Genomic DNA, 16,285 nt, shown 5'->3' with positions numbered 1-16,285 from the left:
GAAGTTGGAACCGTTCATACGCAAGTAGTAACACCACCATAAACTCCGCGTGTGACGACCACTCAATGGTGCTTGGCAGCAGCCGCATTGCTCGCCCTCCTCGCCCTCGCGGCCACCGCCCGCTCCCGTGCCGTCACCCGCACCCTGCGCACCCGGCTGGCCCGCACCGAGCGCGAACTCGCCACCGTCCGGGAGCAGTTGGCGGCCGAGCTGGCCGACCGCCGGGCGGGCGACGAAGCCGCCCTGCACGAGCAGGAGATGAACGCGGCGACCCGCCGGGCCTTCCTCAACGTGGCCCGCCGGATCCTGGTGATGGCGCACGACCAGCAGGCCGGGCTGGACGAGATGGAGCGCACCCACGACGACCCGGTGCTGCTCGACGGACTGCTGCGGGCCGACCACGCCGCCGCCCAGCAGGCCCGCCTGGCGCAGACCCTGGCCGTGCTGTGCGGCTCCCGCGCGGGCCGGACCTGGCCCGAGCCCGTCCCGCTGGAGGACGTGGTGCGCGGCGCCCAGGGCCGGATCCTGCCGTTCCAGCGGGTCGTGGTGCACAACCGGGCGGACACCGCGGTGCTCGGCGCGGCCGCCGAGGCGCTGATCCACGCGGTCGCCGAACTGCTGGACAACGCCACCCGCTACTCGCCGCCCAGCTCGCAGGTGTACGTCACGCTGATGCCGGTGCACAACGGCGCCGTGATCGAGATCGACGACTGCGGCGTCGGCATGACCGACGTGACGGTCGCCAAGGCCGCCGCCGCGCTGGCCGGCGGCGGCTCGCTGGAGGTCTCCCGGATCGGCGAGGTCCCGCAGCTGGGCCTGGCCGCGGTCGGCCTGCTCGCCCGGCAGTACGGCTTCCGGGTCACCGTGCACTCCACCCCGTCCCCGTACGGCGGCGTGCGGGTGGTGGTGCTGCTGCCGAACGCGCTGCTCACCGACCCGCTGCCGCAGCACGGCCTGCCGTCGCCGCGTCCCGCCGGAGCGCACGCCCGGCCGCCCGCGCCCCGGCCGCCCGCCGCCCGGGGCCGCGCGCCCCAGGAGCCCGGCCCCCTGCCCACCCGCCCGGTCGCCCCCCGGACCGGTCCGACCCCGCCGCCCGCGGTCCCCCCGCAGGCCGGCCCCCTGCCGCGCCGGAGCAACCGCCGGGGCGGCACCCCGCAGCGCCCGTTCCCCCAGGAGCCGACGGTCTCGCCGCGCTCCGCCCAGGAGGCCCGGGCCTTCATGTCGCTGTTCCAGAGCGGCACCGCTGACGGCCGCACCGCCGCCCAGCAGGACCGGCGGTCCGCCGCGGACCGCCCCGACGTATTCCCCGCTTCCCCCCAGGGAGAACCGCATGACGACCAACCCTGACCTCGGCTGGCTGCTGGCCGACATCGTCTCCGTACCGGAGGTCCGGCACGCCCTCGTGGTGTCCAACGACGGTCTGGAGATCGGCCGCAGCCCCCGGATCGACCGGGACGACGCCGAGCGGCTGGCCGCCGCCTGCTCCGGGCTGCAGTCGCTGTCCCGGGGCGTGGCCACCGGCTTCGGCGACGGCAGCACCCGGCAGATCGTCATCGAGTACGGCGGCGGCTACCTGTTCGTGGTCGCCGCCGGGGCCGGGGCGCACCTGGCGGTGGTGGCCGGGGAGTCGGTCGACGCGGGCCTGGTGGCGTACCAGATGCAGATGCTGGTCGGGCGGATCGGCGAGCACCTGACCGCCGCGCCCCGGCAAGGGGCGGCCGCCGGGGAGGAACGGTGACCCGCGGGCCGGTACGCCCGTACGTCATCACCGGCGGGCGCACCCGGGCCAACCGGGACGTGCTGGAGTTCGAGAGCCTGCTGCGGACCGTGCCGGGGGCCGCGGTCGACCCGATGGTGGTGAACCGGGAGCAGCTGGCCGTCCTGGAGATGTGCCGGGAGCTGCTGTCGGTCGCCGAGGTGGCGGCCCACCTCGGGCTGCCGATCAGCGTGCTGAAGGTGCTGGTCGGCGACCTGTGGGAACTGGGCGCCGTCCAGGTGCTGCCGCCCGCCCGCCCGGCCGAGCGGGCGCCGCTCGCCCTGATCGAGGAGGTGCTGGTTGGCCTCCGCCAGCTCCGTTGAGCCCGCGTACCTGCCGTCCAGCGTGCAGGGCGCGGTGAAGATCCTGGTCACCGGGCCGTTCGGGGTGGGCAAGACCACCCTGGTCGGCGCGCTGAGCGAGATCGACCCGCTGCGCACCGAGGAGACCATGACCTCGGCCGGCGAGGGCGTGGACGACCTGACCGGGCGTCCGCACAAGGCGACCACCACGGTGGCGCTGGACTTCGGCCGGATCACGCTCAGCGACCGGCTCGCGCTGTACCTGTTCGGCACGCCCGGGCAGCAGCGCTTCTGGCCGCTGTGGGAGGACCTGTCGCGCGGGGCGCTGGGCGCGATCGCGCTGGTCGACGCCCGCCGCCTGGAGGAGTCCTTCGACGTGCTCGGGCTGCTGGAGGAGCAGCGCATCCCGTTCGCGGTGGCGGTCAACGTCTTCCCCGACACCCCCGCCCACCCGGAGGCCGAGCTGCGGACCGCGCTCGACCTGCTGCCCGGCGTGCCGATCCTCACCTGCGACGTCCGCGACGAGGACGCCGCGCACCGACTGCTGATCGATTTCGTCGACCACCTGCGGGTCGGCGCCCTGGAGTTGTCATGACCGTTCCCGAACACCTGGCGTCCGGTGGCTGCCCGTACGCCGGACGCCCGGGCGCCGCTCCGCTGTACGGCACGGCGGTCTCCGACGACCCGCACGGCCTGTACGCCCGGCTGCGCGCCGAGCACGGCCCGGTCGCGCCGATCGAGCTGGAGCCCGGGGTGGAGGGCTGGCTGGTCATCGGCTACCAGGAGATGCTCGACCTCACCCGCAACGAGCAGCTGTTCTCCAAGGACTCGCGGCACTGGCGGGTGGCCCGGGAGGGGCGGCTGCGGGCCGACTCGCCCCTGGTGCCGATGACCATGTGGCGGCCCACCCTGCAGAGCATGGACGGCGCCGAGCACCACCGGCTGAGCACCGCGGTCGGCGAGGCCCTGGGCCGGATCGACCACCGGTGGCTGCGGGAGACCACCGAGGCCGCGGCGACGGCGCTGATCGAGAGCTGGGGGCCGGACGGCACCGCCGACCTGGTCGCCCAGTTCACCCGGCGGCTGCCGCTGCTGGTGTTCACCATGCTGCTGGACCTGCCCGAGGAGGACGGCCCGCGGCTGCTGGGGATGATCACCGGCATGGTGGACAGCGGCGGGGAGGCGCAGCGCTCCGCCGCCGAGTTCGGCAGCATGCTCGCGGCCCTGGTCGGGCAGCGGCGCGCCCGGCCCGGCGAGGACCTGACGTCCTGGCTGCTGGCCCACCCCGCCGGGCTGAGCGACGAGGAGGTCGTCCACAACCTGATGGTGCTGCTGGTCGCGGGCAACGAGTCGACCATCAACTGGATCGGCAACACGGTGCGCCTGCTGCTCACCGACCGCCGCTTCCGCACCAGCCTGACCGGCGGCCGGGCGACCGTCGCGGACGCCCTCGACGAGGTGCTGTGGCGCGACCCGCCGGTGCAGAACTTCCCCGGCCGGTGGGCGACTTCGGACACCGTGCTGGGCGGCCAGTACATCAGCGCCGGCGACATGCTGGTGCTCGGCCTGGCCGGCGCCAACGACGACCCCTCGGTGCACGGCGCGGAGGGCCTCAGCGGCAACCGGGCGCACCTCGCCTGGGGCGCCGGGCGGCACGTCTGCCCGGCCAAGGACCCGGCCCGGCTGATCGTCGAGACCTCGATCGAGACCCTGCTGCACTGCCTGCCGGACCTCCAACTAGCCGTACCGGCACATGAGTTGACCTGGCGGCCGTCCCCGTGGTCGCGCGCCCTGACCAGTCTGCCGGTGCTGTACAGCTCCTTCACCCCGCCCCGCCCCGCCCCGCCCGAGAGGACCGCATGGACGCCGCAGCCGCAGCCCGGGTCTGCCCCTACAGACTCGACCCCGCCGGAGCCGACCAGCTCACCGAGAACCAGCGGCTCCGCGCTCGCGGACCTGCGACGCAGGTTGAGCTCCCTGGTGGGGTGGTGGTCTGGTCGGTGAGCCACCACGACACCCTGCAGCACCTGCTCGCCGACCCGCGGGTGGCCAAGGGCCCCGAGCACTGGACGCTGTACCGGGAAGGACGGCTCCCCGAGGGCTGGCCGCTGATGACCTTCGTCACCGTCCCCGGCCTGACCACCTCCGACGGCGCCGACCACCGCCGGCTGCGCGGCCTGGTCAGCCAGGCCCTCACCCCGCGCCGGGTCGACGCGCTGGCCCCCGCCGTCCGGCAGCGGGTCCTCGGCCTGCTGGACGACCTCGCCGGGGCCGTCGGACCGGACGGGTCGGTCGACCTGCGGAGCCGGTTCTCCTACCCGCTGCCGATGGACGTGATCGGCGAACTGCTGGGCCTGCGGGCCGAGCAGCAGGACCGGCTGCACGAGCTGTCCGACGTCATGGTCAGCTCCTCCGCCGTGCCCGGGGCGGGGGCCGCCGCCGCCCGCGACATGGGCGGGCTGCTGGCCGCCCTGGTCGCCGAGAAGCGGGCCGCGCCCGCCGACGACCTGACCAGCGCGCTGATCGCCGCCCGCGAGGAGCAGGACCGGCTCAGCGAGGAGGAGCTGATCGGCATCCTGCTGCAGCTCGTGGTGGCCGGGCACGAGACCACGCTCAACCTGGTCTCCAACGCGGTGCTCGCCCTGCTCGCCCACCCCGACCAGCTGGCGCTGGTGCTCGGCGGCGAGGTCCCGTGGTCCGCGGTGGTCGAGGAGACCCTGCGCCGCGACTCCCCCGTCGGCCACTTCCCGATGCGGTACGCACTGGAGGACATCGACCTGGGCGAGGTGGTGATCCCCGCCGGCGACGGCATCCTCGCCTCGTACGCGGCCGCCGGGCGCGACCCCGGCCACTGGGAGGACCCGGACCGCTTCGACCTGACCCGCTCCCCGGTCCGGCACCTCTCGCTCGGGCACGGGCCGCACTTCTGCATCGGCTCCGTCCTGGCCCGGCTGGAGGCGGAGACGGCGCTGCGCGAGCTGTTCACCCGCTTCCCCGGCCTGCGGCTCGCCGACGGGGAGCCGCCGCGGCCGATCGCCTCCTTCCTCAGCAACAGCGTCAGCAGCCTGCGGGTGCGGCTGTCCTGATCCGCCGTCCGGATCCGGCGTCCGGAGCGCCCCTGCCGGGTCAATCCTCGTGACCGGGCGGGGGCGCTCCTCGTTGCACCTGCCATGAAGAAGCTCACCGCCCTCGCCGTCCTCTCCGCGGCCGGGATCGCCCTCGCCCAGGCCCCCGCCCAGGCCGCCGCCCCGATCGCCCAGGCCGGCGGCCTCGGCCAGGCCCAGGGCCTGGACACCGGCTACCACGGCACCCTGCCGTCCACCGCCGAGCTGTGCCACCGCGACCTGGCCCAGTACCCGGTGGTCGGCCCGCTCACCGACTCCACCACCGGCGCCTGCGAGGCCCTCGGCGCGACCGTCGACGGGCGGTAGCCACGACCCGGACACCCGAGCCGTTATGGTGCGAATGTCCGTTTCGGTGGTGGTTCCTGGCGTGAGGTGATCCCGTGGGCAGCGTGGCCGACCAGATGGTGGAGGTGCTCCGGCAGGCCGGGGTCGAACGCGTCTACGGGGTGGTCGGCGACAGCCTCAACCCGGTCGTCGACGCGATCCGCCGCGCCGAGGGCATCTCCTGGGTGCACGTCAGGAACGAGGAGGCCGGGGCGTTCGCGGCCGCCGCCGAGGCCGAACTGACCGGACGCCTCGCCGTCTGCGCGGGCAGCTGCGGCCCCGGCAACACCCACCTGGTCCAGGGCCTGTACGACGCCCAGCGCAGCGGCGTGCCCGTACTGGCCCTGGCCTCGCACATCCCGTCCGCACAGATCGGCACCGGCTTCTTCCAGGAGACCCACCCCGAACGGGTGTTCACCGACTGCAGCTCCTGGTGCGAGATGCTCTCCAACCCCGCCCAGCTGCCCCGGCTGCTGCGGATCGGCGTCCAGCACGCGCTCGGCTCCCCCGGCGTCGCGGTGCTGGTCTTCCCCGGCGACGTCGCCGCGCTCACCGCCGCCGCCCCCACCGGCAGCAGCAGCTTCCTCACCGAGCAGGCCGTCGCCGCCCCGCCCTGGTCCCAGGTCCAGGCCCTCGCCGACGCCCTCAACTCCGCCCGCACCGTCACCGTCTTCGCGGGCGCGGGCGTCCGCGGCGCGCACGAGGAGCTGATGCACCTCGCCGAGACGCTGAACGCCCCGATCGGGCACACCCTGCGCGGCAAGGAGTGGGTGCAGTACGACAACCCGTACGACGTCGGGATGAGCGGCCTGCTCGGCTACGGCGCGTGCCACGAAGCCCTGCACGAGGCCGAGTTGGTGCTGCTGCTGGGCACCGACTTCCCGTACGACTCCTTCCTCCCGCAGGCCCGCACCGTCCAGGTCGACCACGACGCGACCCGGCTCGGCCGCCGCACCCCCCTGGAACTCGCCGTGCACGGCGACGTCGCCGCCACCCTGCGGGCCGTGCTGCCGCTGCTGGAGCGCAAGGGCGACCGCCGCTTCCTGGACGGCATGCTGGAACGGCACTGCAAGGCCCTGGAGACGGTGGTCGGCGCCTACACCAAGGACATCGAGAAGCACCGGCCGATCCACCCCGAGTACGTCGCCTCCGTCCTCGACGAGGTCGCCGCCGAGGACGCCGTCTTCACCGTCGACACCGGCATGTGCAACGTCTGGGCCGCCCGCTACCTCACCCCCAACGGGCGCCGCCGGGTCATCGGCTCCTTCCTGCACGGCTCGATGGCCAACGCCCTGCCGCACGCGATCGGCGCCCAGCTCGCCTTCCCCGGGCGGCAGGTGGTGTCGGTGTCCGGCGACGGCGGGATCGGCATGCTGCTCGGCGAACTGCTCACCGTGGCGAAGTACCGGCTGCCGGTGAAGACCGTGGTGTTCAACAACGGGGCGCTCGGCATGATCAAGCTGGAGATGCTGGTCTCCGGCTACCCCGAGTCCGAGATCGACAACGGCGACGTCGACTACGCGGCGATCGCCCGCGCCTGCGGCATCCCCGCCAAGCGGGTCACCGACCCCGCGAAGGTCCGCGAGGTCCTGGCCGACGCCCTGGACCGCCCCGGCCCCGCGCTCGTCGACGTGGTCACCGACCCCAACGCCCTCTCCATCCCCCCGCACATCACCGCCGCCCAGCTCAAGGGCTTCGCCCTCGCCGCCGGCCGCACCGTCCTCACCGGCGGCGTCGGCAAGATGATCGACCTGGCACGCTCCAACCTCCGCAACATCCCGCGCCCCTGAGAGCCCCTCCGGGGACGAACGGCGGGAACCCCGGCCGGACGGGCAGAGGAAGCGAGAACGCCGCACCCCTCCTGAGCAGACGGGAGGCGACAGCAGCGGAAGCCCTGGCCGGGCCCCTCCGGAGCAGACGGGAGGCGAGAGCAGCGGAAGCCCTGGCCGGGCAGGCGAGAAAGGACAAGAACACCCGGCCCCTCCGGGGACGAACGGCGGAAACCCCGACCGGACGGGCGGGGGAAGCGAGGAAGCCCGGCCCTCCGGGGCAGCGGAAGCCCGGGCCGGGCGGGCGAGGAAGAGCGAGGAAGCCCGACCCCTCCGGGGCGGGGAGGGGGCCCGGCCGGGCGGGCGGGGTGGTTCGGGGCCGTGGGGCGGGTTTGCCTGTGGGGCAAGTTTGTTGCCTCGGGGGCAGGGAGGGTGTCCACTGGTCACATGACGGACAGCCCTCTCGACGAGGACCAGGAGGTCGCGGGCCTCGGTGCGCGGCTGCGGGAGCAGCGGGTCTCCAGCCGGTTGACGCTGGAGGTCGCGGCGGCCCGGGTGGGTCTCTCGCCAGCTTACTTGTCGCGCCTGGAGACCGGGCGGCGGCAGCCCTCGCTGCCGGTGCTGCTGGGCCTGGCCCGGGCGTACGGGACGAGCGTGGCCGAGCTGCTCGGCGAGCAGCCCGGTGAGCCGGACCCGGTGATCCGGGGCGGCCGGATCGAGCCGGGACGGGCCGGTGGCTGGGGCTACCGGCGGGCCGGGGCGCAGGGCCGGGCCATGCAGGCGCTGCGGGTGCACGTGCCGCCGAGCACGCAGGACGCGGTGGTGCGGGTGCACCCGGGCGAGGAGTGGCTGTACGTCACCAAGGGGCGGATGAAGCTGACGCTGGGCGACCGGGTCCACTTCCTGGACGAGGGCGACTCCGCGCACTTCGACTCGATGACGCCGCACGTGATCGCCGCGGACTCCGCCGCCGGCCTCGACCTGATCTTCGTCCACACGCTGTTGCAGAGCCCCGGCGGCGACCTGTGCCTGGGCGACGCCCCGCGACTGTAGCCCCACCCCCTCCACGTCAGGAGACCGCGCCATGACCGACACCGGAAAGCCCGCCGCCCACGCCCCCGCCCCCACCCCGACCGTCCCGAAGTACGCGGAGACCATCGACGCGGGCTACCGCGCCTCGAACCGGGTGTGGATCCGGGTGTGGATCTACATCGTCTCGGGCCACGTGTTCGTGGCCTTCCTGTTCCTGCTGTTCTACGTGGGCAGTCACAAGGGCTGAGCGAGCAGCTCGCACAGCGCGTCGAGCGCGGCCCCGAAGGCGTGCTCGGGCGGCGTGCCGTAGCCGATCACCAGCCCCGGGGGCCGCTGCGGGTCGGGGCTCGCGCCGGGGGCCCGGTGCCAGCCCAGGGTGTTCAGGGCCAGGCCCGACTTCCGGGCGCGGCGCAGGAGTTCGTCCTCGTCGGGGCCGTCCGCGGGCAGTTCCAGGACGGCGTGCAGGCCCGCGTTGAGGCCGGTGACCCGCACCGCGGGGGCGCGTTCGGCGAGCACCTCGACCAGCCGGTCGCGGCGGCGGCGCAGCAGGTGGCGGCTGCGCCGGACGTGCCGGTCGTAGTCGCCGGAGTCGATCAGTTCGGCCAGGGTGAGCTGCTCCAGGGCGCCGCTCTGCGCGTCGGCCAGCCGCTTGTGCCGGGCCACCGGCTCGACCAGGGCCGCGGGCAGTGCCAGCCAGGCCAGCCGCAGGCCGGGCGCCAGCGACTTGGCGGCGGTGCCCGCGTACACCACCCGCTCGGGGTCGAGGGCCTGCATCGCGCCGATCGCGTGCCGGTCGTAGCGGAACTCGCCGTCGTAGTCGTCCTCCAGCAGGTAGCCGCCGCCCTGCCGGGCCCAGTCGACCGCCGCGGCCCGCCGGGAGGCCCGCAGCGGCACCCCGGTGGGGAACTGGTGGGCCGGGGTGAGCACCGCCAACCCCGCTTCGGTGCGGGCCAGTTCGCCCGTCCGGGCGCCGCCCTCGTCCAGCGGCAGCGGGCGCAGGGCGGGGCCGCGCGCGGTGATCACCGCGTGCTGCGGCGGCAGCCCGTACTCCTCCACCGCGACGGCCGTCAGGCCGTGTTCGCGCAGCGCGGCGCAGAGCAGGCCGAGGCCCTGGAGGTAGCCGGTGCAGATCAGCAGCCGCTCCGGGTCGGTGCGCACCCCGCGGGCCCGGGCCAGGTAGGCGGCCAGGGCGCGGCGCAGCTCGATCCGGCCGCGCGGGTCACCGTAGCCGAACGCCTCGTGCGGGGCCGCCGCCAGTGCCCGGCGGGCGGCCGCCAGCCAGGCCCCGCGCGGGAAGCGGCTCAGGTCGGGCGAGCCGGGGCGCAGGTTGTGCACGGGCGGGCGCCGGACGCGCAGGCCGGGCGGCGGGGCGGCGGGCGCCGACTGCGGGCCGCGCTCGGCGACCACCGTGCCGGAGCCCTGCCGGGAGGCCAGCCAGCCCTCGGCGGCGAGCTGGGTGTACGCCTCGGCGACGGTGTTGCGGGCGATGCCCAGGTCGACGGCGAGCGCCCGGGAGGACGGCAGCCGCGTCCCGGCGGCGAGGCGGCCGTCGCGGACGGCGGTGCGCAGCGCGTCCTCCAGGGCGGCGCGCAGGCCGAGGCCGCGGGCCCGTCCGGCGTCCAGGTCGAGGTGCAGGTCGCCGCCGAAAGTGGCCCAGGAATCCATCTCCCAAATGAACCACGCCACCGGTCCACCGCGCGCCTACGGTGGGCCGTATGACCGACGATTCCACTGTTCCCGCCCCGTCCCTCCGCATCTCGCTGCGCGACCGCGCCCCCGAGTTCTACCGCTCCCTGCTGGACGCCTCCCGCGCCGCGATCGCCGGCCTCGCCGACCCGGTGCTCACCGAACTGGTCAACCTGCGCGCCTCCCAGATCAACGGCTGCGCGTTCTGCCTCGACCGCCACGCGAGCGACGCCCGGGCGAAGGGCGAGCAGGAGCACCGCCTCGACACCCTCGCCGCCTGGCGCGAGACCCCGTACTTCACCGCCCGCGAGCGCGCCGCGCTGGCCCTCACCGAGTCGGTCACCCTGGTCGCCGAGACCCGCGTCCCGGACGCGGTGTTCGACGAGGCCGCGAAGCACTTCTCGGAGACCGAGCTGGCGCACCTGATCGCCCTGATCTGCGCGATCAACGCGCTCAACCGGGTGGGCGTGACGAGCAGGCTGACGCCCGCACCGAAGCGCTGAGGGAAGTTGAACCGGCAGGGGTGCGGGGAACTGCGCGCGGCGGAGTCGCACGTCGGCAGGATCGCGGGATGGTGCGAGTGGTCGTCCTGCGTCGCGATCCGGCAGTGCGTGCTCGGCCGGCCGCGCCGTTCCCCGCGCCCCTGGTGTCACGAATCCCGGAAGGCCGCCACCCCGTTCGGGGTGCCGAGCCCCGTCGGGCCGTCGTAGCCCGGGCCCGCGGTGCAGAGGTAGGCCGGGGCGCAGGTGGCGGTGGCGCCGGTGGTGACGTCGTGGAGGGCGGCGGGGTTGCGGTAGGGGAAGGAGGCGGGGGCGCTGCCGGGGGGCGGGGGGCCGGCGAGGGCGTAGGCGGCGGCGATGACGGGGGCGGCGGCGGAGGTGCCGCCGTAGGTGTACCAGCCGTTGCCGCCGTAGGTCTGGTAGACGGCGACGCCGGTCGCGGGGTCGGCGACGGCGGCGAGGTCGGCGACGGTGCGGCGGGCGCAGCCGGGGTCGTCCTGCCAGGCGGGCTTGGGGAGCAGACCGGAGCAGCCGCTCGCGGTGCCCTCGTCGGGGCCGGTGGCCCAGGCGGTCTCGCTCCAGCCGCGGGGCGAGCCGTCGGGGCGGAGGGTGGTGCCGCCGACGGCGACGACGTGCGGGGAGGAGGCGGGGAAGTTGACGCCGTACCCGGCGTCGCCGGAGGCGGCGGCGATGACGGTGCCGGGGTGGTCGAAGTAACGGCGGTCGTAGTCGGCCGCGTTGGCGTTCTCGGTGGTGCCCCAGCTGATCGACACGTACTGGGCGCCGAGGGCGACGGCGGTGTTGACGGCGGCGCCGAGGTTGCCGACGGCGGCGCTGTCGGCTTCGACGAGGAGGATCCGGGCGCGCGGGGCGATCGCGGAGACCATGGCGAGGTCGAGGGCGGTCTCGCCGGCCCAGGCGGTGTTGCCGCGGGGCAGCCGGGTGCCGCCGCGCTGGTCGGTCTTGCGGAAGCAGCCGGTGTCGGCGGTGCAGGCGGGGAGCCCGTAGTGGCGGCGGTAGACGTCGAGGTCGGCTTCGGCGCGGGGGTGGTCGTAGGCGTCGACGACGGCGATGGTGGCGCCTTCGCCGCCGTCGGCGGGCAGTCCGTACGCGGCCAGCAGGTCGGCGGGTCCGTAGCCGTCGGCGGCGGCGGTGGCGCCGAGGACCCGCAGGGCGTTGCAGGAGGCGGTGTCGGCCCGGGCGGGGGCGGTGCAGGTGCGCACCCAGCGCGGGGCGGCGTGCGCGTGCGCGTGGGCGGGGGCGGCGGCGAGGGCGGTGAGCAGGGCGGCGGTGAGCGCGAGGGGACGGCGCAACGGGGCCTCCGTTCGGGGGGAGCGGCGCCGGGGGCAGGGGGACGCCCCGCACCGGCGGTCCGCCTGAGCCCCTGGAGTGTTGACCGTCCGTCAGGCCGGTATGCGCACGGTCACCCGCTCGGAAGACAGCGGGCCGGGGCGGCGGGGCACCGGGTCTGTTGCGGAACCGGGACGCCGTACGGACGGAATCCCGGCAGGAGTTGAGGGAGTCTCGTCTCCGGGAGCAGCGCCTTCGGCTCCCGGTGGACCCGCTCGCCGCGAGCGGGACGCTCGACCCGGAAGAAGAGGACCATGCGCGTTCGGAAGTTCCCGGCGATCGCCCTTGTCGCCGTTGCGGCCTGCCTGTCGCTCACCGCCTGTGAGGACAGCGACCCCGCCCCGTCCCGCAGCAGCGCGTCCGCCCCCGCCTCGTCCAGCGCCGCCTCGCCCACCGCGCCCAGCGCCGCCTCGCCCGCCGCGGGCGCGTCGGCCACCCCGACGACGGGCGGCAAGACGCCCGCGAAGTCGTCGAGCACCCCGAAGGCGTCCGGCACGAAGTGCACCGACCAGCTCGACTACGCGGGCGACTCCCGCTCCAACGCCGAGATCAACTCGATCGGCGACAGCACCGGCACCTGCCCGCCGGTCAAGCGCTGACCCCGCCCGACTCCGGCCCCGACCCCGACCCCGACCCCGACTCCGGCCCCGGCCCCGACCCCGGCCCCGACTCCGGCCGCGGACCGGCCGCGGCGGCTACTCGGCGGGCAGGTGGTCGACCGTCCCGACCTTGACGCCCGCCAGGCCGTGCCGCCGGGCGGGGGCCCGGCCGGGCGGCTGGGCGGGGCGCTCGCCGGGGTCGGCGACCTGCGCGGTGGGGCGGCTGACCGGCCTGCCGGCCTCGATCCGCAGCTGCTCCTCGTCGTGCAGGACGGGCAGCACGCTGCCGCGCCGCAGCGTGTACGTGGTGGTGGCGTGGGTGATGTCGACCCGCAGCAGGTGCTCGCGCACGTTCATCGAGAAGCACAGCCGTTGCAGCCCGGCGGGCAGCCGGGGCCGGAAGGAGAGCTGCTCGGTGTGGTCGCGCAGGCCGCCGAACCCGGCGACCAGGGCGATGCAGGCCCCGGCCAGCGAGGCCATGTGCAGGCCGTCGCGGGTGTTGCCGCCGAGGTCGTGCAGGTCCATCAGGGCGGCTTCGGCGGTGTAGTCGTAGGCCAGGTCGAGCTGCCCGACCTCGGCGGCGATCACCGCCTGGGTGCAGGCGGACAGCGAGGAGTCGCGGACGGTCAGCCGCTCGTAGTAGGCGAAGTTGCGGGCCTTCTGCTCGGGCGTGAACACGTCGCCGCGGACCTGCATGGCGAGCACCAGGTCGGCCTGCTTGACCACCTGCTTGCGGTACAGGTCGAAGTACGGGTAGTGCAGCAGCAGCGGGTACTTCTCCGCCGGGGTGGTGTCGAAGTCCCACATCTGGTGGTCGGTGAACCCGTCGGCCTGCGGGTGCACGCCGATCTGCTCGTCGTACGGGATGAACATCTTGTCGGCGGCGTCGCGCCAGGCCGCGGCCTCCTCGGTGTCCACCCCGAGCAGCGAGGACTCGTGCCGGTACTTCAGCGCCGTGTCCGCCGCGTTCCACAGGTTGGACTGCGCCATCACGTTGGTGAACACGTTGTTGTCGGCGACCGCCGAGTACTCGTCGGGCCCGGTGACGCCCTCGATCCGGAAGTTGCCCTTGGCGTCGTGGTGGCCCAGCGAGCGCCACATCCGGGCGGTCTCCACCAGCAGCTCCAGGCCGTGGGTGCGCTCGAACTCGGTGTCGCCGGTGGCCCGGACGTAGCGGACCGCGGCGGCCGCGATGTCCGCGCCGATGTGGAACGCCGCGGTGCCGGCCGGCCAGTAGCCGGAGCACTCCTCGCCGCGGATCGTCCGCCACGGGAACACCGCTCCCGCCAGGCCGAGTTGGGCCGCCCGCTCGCGGGCCATCGGCAGCGTGGTGTGCCGCCAGCGCAGCGCCTGCTTGACCGCGTCCGGCAGGCAGTAGGTGAGCACCGGCAGCACGAAGGTCTCGGTGTCCCAGAACGAGTGCCCGTCGTAGCCGGGGCCGGTCAGGCCCTTCGCCGGAATGGCCCGCTCCTCGCTGCGGGCGCCCGCCTGCAGCACGTGGAACAGCGCGAACCGGACGGCCTGCTGGAGCTCGACGTCGCCCTCGATCTCGACGTCGTTGTCGCTCCAGAACCGGCCCAGGTACTCCTTCTGCTCGGCCACCAGCCCCTCCCAGCCGGTGTACCGGGCCGCGGTCAGCGCCGCCTCGACCTGGTCCCGGACCGCGGGCAGCGAACGGGTCGCCGACCAGCCGTAGGCGAGGTACTTGACCAGGCGCAGCTTCTGCCCGGCGTTCAGCACCGTGGTCGCGGTGATCCGGGCCTGGTCGTCGGAGGACTCGGCGGTGGTGTCGATCCGCTCCGGCCCGTCGATCACGTGGTCGATCGCGGCGGCCACCCGCAGCCCGGAGAACCTCGTCCGGTGCACCAGCACGCCCTTGACGCCGTCGGCGTGCTGGAGCTCGGCCGCCAGCGGGGCCTCCAGCACGGCCGCCGCCCGCGGGTCGGCGTCGCCCGCGCTGCCCGGCAGCTGCTCGTTGGCGACCAGCTCGGACTGCAGCACGATCCGCACCGGCCCGTCCACGGCCTCCACCGTGTAGTCGACGGCGCACACCGCCCGCTGGGTCAGCGACACCAGCCGGGACGAGGTCACCCGCACCGTCCGGCCGGCCGGCGAGGTCCACTCCGCCTCCCGGCGCAGGATGCCGTCCCGGAAGTCCAGCGTCCGCCGGTGGCTGCGCAGTTCGCCGTAGCGCAGGTCGAACGGCTCGTCGTCGACCAGCAGCCGGATCAGCTTGCCGTTGGTGACGTTGATGACGCTCTGCCCGGACTCCGGGAAGCCGTAGCCGCTCTCCGCGTACGGCAGCGGCCGCAGCTCGAACACGCCGTTCAGGTAGGTGCCGGGCAGGCCGTGCGGCTCGCCCTCGTCCAGGTTGCCGCGCAGCCCGATGTGGCCGTTGGACAGCGCGAACACCGACTCGGCGCGGGCCTGCCCGGGCAGGTCCAGGCCGTGCTCGCTGATCCCCCACGGGTCGACGGTGAAGGCCTCCGACGGGCTCATCCGCGCTCCCCTCCGTGCTCCTCCAGCAGCTCCGACAGGTCGTCCACCACCACGGACGCGCCGTGCTCGCGCAGCGCGTCGGCCTGCCCGGTGCGGTTCACGCCCACCACCGCGCCGAAGCCGCCGGCCTTCCCCGCCGCGACGCCCGCCAGCGCGTCCTCGAACACCGCGGCGTGCTCCGGGGCCACCCCCAGCTGCCGCGCGGCCGCCAGGAAGGTGTCCGGCGCGGGCTTGCCCGCCAGGTGGTCGCGGGCCAGGACGACCCCGTCCACCACCACCTCGAACAGGTCGTCGATCCCGGCGGCCCGCAGCACGTCCCGGCAGTTCGCGCTGGACGAGACCACCGCGCGCGGCAGCCCCAGCTCGCGCAGCCGGTGCAGGTACGCCACCGAGCCGTCGTACGGCTGCACGCCCTGGTCGTGGATCATCCGCAGCACGGTGTCGTTCTTCGCGCCCGAGAGGCCGTTGACGGTGCGGGTGCCCGGCGGGTCCTGCGGGGTGCCCTCGGGCAGCACGATCCCGCGCGAGGACAGGAACTGCAGGGTGCCGTCCAGCCGGGGCCGCCCGTCCACGTACCGGTCGTAGTCGCGGCCCGGGTCGAACGGCACGAACTCGCCGCCGGTGCGCGCCGCTTCGGCGCGCAGGAAGGTGTCGAACATGTCCTTCCAGGCCGCGGCGTGCACCTTCGCGGTCTGGGTCAGCACCCCGTCCAGGTCGAACAGGTAGGCCTTGATGCGGTCCGGAAGTCCCAACATGCAGCCAGTCTCACCCGTCTGCCCGGCTCCATGCCGGTCATCGCCCGGACCGGCGCGTCGCACCCCGCGCACGCCCTCAGTCCGCTTCCGCGTGCACCCCCGGGTGCGGGTGCGCCCCCGGGACGAACAGCGGCTGCGGGCGGCCGCTCTGCACGTAGTCCTTCAACCGGACGACCAGCTCCGCCCAGCGGCCCGCCGCCACCGGCACCGCCGGGCCCGCGTCCGCGGCCCAGCCCAGGTGCCGCAGCAGCAGCAGCGACTGCCGCGCGCCGTCGGGGTGGTCGAAGAAGTCCCAGGTCACCGTCGTCCCCTGCCAGGCCGGCGGGAACACCCCGACGCTGCGCCAGGCGACCCGCTCCAGGTCCGCGCGCTCCCGGCGCAGGCGCAGCGGCTGCGGGGCGTCCGGCACCGTGAACAGCAGGTCCTCGCCGTCCCGGTCCAGCCCGGTGGTCCACCAGGACGCCAGGCCCTCCCGGGTGTCCAGCGCCGCGAGCAGCCGCTCGCGGGACGCCGCGACGTCCAGCTGCAGGGCGATCTCGGCCATCGCACTCACCTCAACCACCACCATCCCGCCCGGCCCGGCCCCGG

17 protein-coding genes are annotated in these 16,285 nt (G+C 74.9%); 12 read left to right on the top strand and 5 right to left on the bottom strand.

Annotated elements, in window-relative coordinates; translation table 11 throughout:
* The first annotated feature begins 51 nt into the window (after positions 1 to 51).
* The 10 genes from OO57_RS22210 (at position 52) to OO57_RS45845 (ending at position 8,555) form a co-directional block, all read left to right on the top strand.
* The gene (locus OO57_RS22210; RefSeq protein WP_158715187.1) at positions 52 to 1,347 is read left to right on the top strand and encodes a sensor histidine kinase; all 1,296 of its coding nucleotides are present in this window, start codon (positions 52 to 54) and stop codon (positions 1,345 to 1,347) included.
* Complete coding sequence (locus OO57_RS22205; protein ID WP_033254339.1) at positions 1,331 to 1,738, top strand: roadblock/LC7 domain-containing protein; 408 nt, start codon at positions 1,331 to 1,333, stop codon at positions 1,736 to 1,738. The genes OO57_RS22210 and OO57_RS22205 overlap by 17 nt, the downstream gene beginning before the upstream one ends.
* Entirely contained in the window at positions 1,735 to 2,079 is a 345-nt protein-coding gene (locus OO57_RS22200) for a DUF742 domain-containing protein (protein ID WP_033254338.1), read from the top strand. The genes OO57_RS22205 and OO57_RS22200 overlap by 4 nt, the downstream gene beginning before the upstream one ends.
* A complete protein-coding gene (locus tag OO57_RS22195) occupies positions 2,057 to 2,653 on the top strand; it encodes a GTP-binding protein (protein WP_033254337.1) in 597 nt (198 codons plus the stop codon). The genes OO57_RS22200 and OO57_RS22195 overlap by 23 nt, the downstream gene beginning before the upstream one ends.
* The gene (locus OO57_RS45850; RefSeq protein ID WP_234337453.1) at positions 2,650 to 4,062 is read left to right on the top strand and encodes a cytochrome P450; all 1,413 of its coding nucleotides are present in this window, start codon (positions 2,650 to 2,652) and stop codon (positions 4,060 to 4,062) included. Before OO57_RS22195 ends, OO57_RS45850 begins: the two co-directional genes overlap by 4 nt.
* Positions 4,059 to 5,144, top strand: a complete 1,086-nt coding sequence (locus OO57_RS22185; protein WP_234337452.1) for a cytochrome P450 family protein — start codon at positions 4,059 to 4,061, stop codon at positions 5,142 to 5,144. Before OO57_RS45850 ends, OO57_RS22185 begins: the two co-directional genes overlap by 4 nt.
* Positions 5,145 to 5,228: 84 nt before the next feature.
* Positions 5,229 to 5,489, top strand: a complete 261-nt coding sequence (locus tag OO57_RS22180) for a hypothetical protein (protein WP_033254335.1) — start codon at positions 5,229 to 5,231, stop codon at positions 5,487 to 5,489.
* Positions 5,490 to 5,563: 74 nt separating this feature from the next.
* Positions 5,564 to 7,297 carry a pyruvate dehydrogenase gene (locus OO57_RS22175; protein ID WP_267884978.1) on the top strand — a complete coding sequence of 578 codons (1,734 nt, stop codon included), beginning with the start codon at positions 5,564 to 5,566 and terminating at the stop codon, positions 7,295 to 7,297.
* 426 nt (positions 7,298 to 7,723) lie between these two features.
* Complete coding sequence (locus OO57_RS22170) at positions 7,724 to 8,329, top strand: helix-turn-helix domain-containing protein (protein WP_033254334.1); 606 nt, start codon at positions 7,724 to 7,726, stop codon at positions 8,327 to 8,329.
* A 31-nt stretch (positions 8,330 to 8,360) separates the two neighbouring features.
* Complete coding sequence (locus tag OO57_RS45845; protein ID WP_033254333.1) at positions 8,361 to 8,555, top strand: DUF6126 family protein; 195 nt, start codon at positions 8,361 to 8,363, stop codon at positions 8,553 to 8,555.
* Here OO57_RS45845 and OO57_RS22160 read toward each other — a convergent pair.
* Positions 8,543 to 9,973: a PLP-dependent aminotransferase family protein gene (locus OO57_RS22160; protein WP_033254332.1), complete on the bottom strand. Its 1,431-nt coding sequence runs from the start codon at positions 9,971 to 9,973 to the stop codon at positions 8,543 to 8,545. The two genes, OO57_RS45845 and OO57_RS22160, sit on opposite strands and share 13 nt — an antisense overlap.
* Before the next feature lie 50 nt (positions 9,974 to 10,023).
* Between OO57_RS22160 and OO57_RS22155 the strand changes: the two genes are divergently transcribed.
* Positions 10,024 to 10,497: a carboxymuconolactone decarboxylase family protein gene (locus tag OO57_RS22155; protein ID WP_033254331.1), complete on the top strand. Its 474-nt coding sequence runs from the start codon at positions 10,024 to 10,026 to the stop codon at positions 10,495 to 10,497.
* A gap of 146 nt (positions 10,498 to 10,643) precedes the next feature.
* Here OO57_RS22155 and OO57_RS22150 read toward each other — a convergent pair whose 3' ends face one another.
* On the bottom strand, positions 10,644 to 11,807 hold the full coding sequence (locus OO57_RS22150) for a S53 family peptidase (protein WP_033254330.1): 1,164 nt from the start codon (positions 11,805 to 11,807) through the stop codon (positions 10,644 to 10,646).
* A gap of 291 nt (positions 11,808 to 12,098) precedes the next feature.
* On the opposite strand from OO57_RS22150, the gene OO57_RS44845 reads away from it, so the two are divergent.
* A complete protein-coding gene (locus OO57_RS44845; RefSeq protein WP_033254329.1) occupies positions 12,099 to 12,443 on the top strand; it encodes a lipase chaperone in 345 nt (114 codons plus the stop codon).
* Between the two features lie 96 nt (positions 12,444 to 12,539).
* Here OO57_RS44845 and OO57_RS22140 read toward each other — a convergent pair whose 3' ends face one another.
* From OO57_RS22140 to OO57_RS22130, 3 genes are all read right to left on the bottom strand, one after another.
* Entirely contained in the window at positions 12,540 to 14,942 is a 2,403-nt protein-coding gene (locus OO57_RS22140) for a glycoside hydrolase family 65 protein (RefSeq protein WP_033254328.1), read from the bottom strand.
* Positions 14,939 to 15,697, bottom strand: a complete 759-nt coding sequence (locus tag OO57_RS22135) for an HAD family hydrolase (protein WP_033254327.1) — start codon at positions 15,695 to 15,697, stop codon at positions 14,939 to 14,941. Before OO57_RS22135 ends, OO57_RS22140 begins: the two co-directional genes overlap by 4 nt.
* A 76-nt stretch (positions 15,698 to 15,773) precedes the next feature.
* Positions 15,774 to 16,241: a hypothetical protein gene (locus tag OO57_RS22130; protein ID WP_051778079.1), complete on the bottom strand. Its 468-nt coding sequence runs from the start codon at positions 16,239 to 16,241 to the stop codon at positions 15,774 to 15,776.
* Between the last annotated feature and the right edge of the window lie 44 nt (positions 16,242 to 16,285).

The organism is Kitasatospora phosalacinea (assembly GCF_000717185.1).
GTDB lineage: Bacteria > Actinomycetota > Actinomycetes > Streptomycetales > Streptomycetaceae > Kitasatospora > Kitasatospora phosalacinea_A.
The sequence above is the reverse complement of the archived record's forward strand: the minus strand, read 5'-3'. Positions and strand labels throughout refer to the sequence as shown.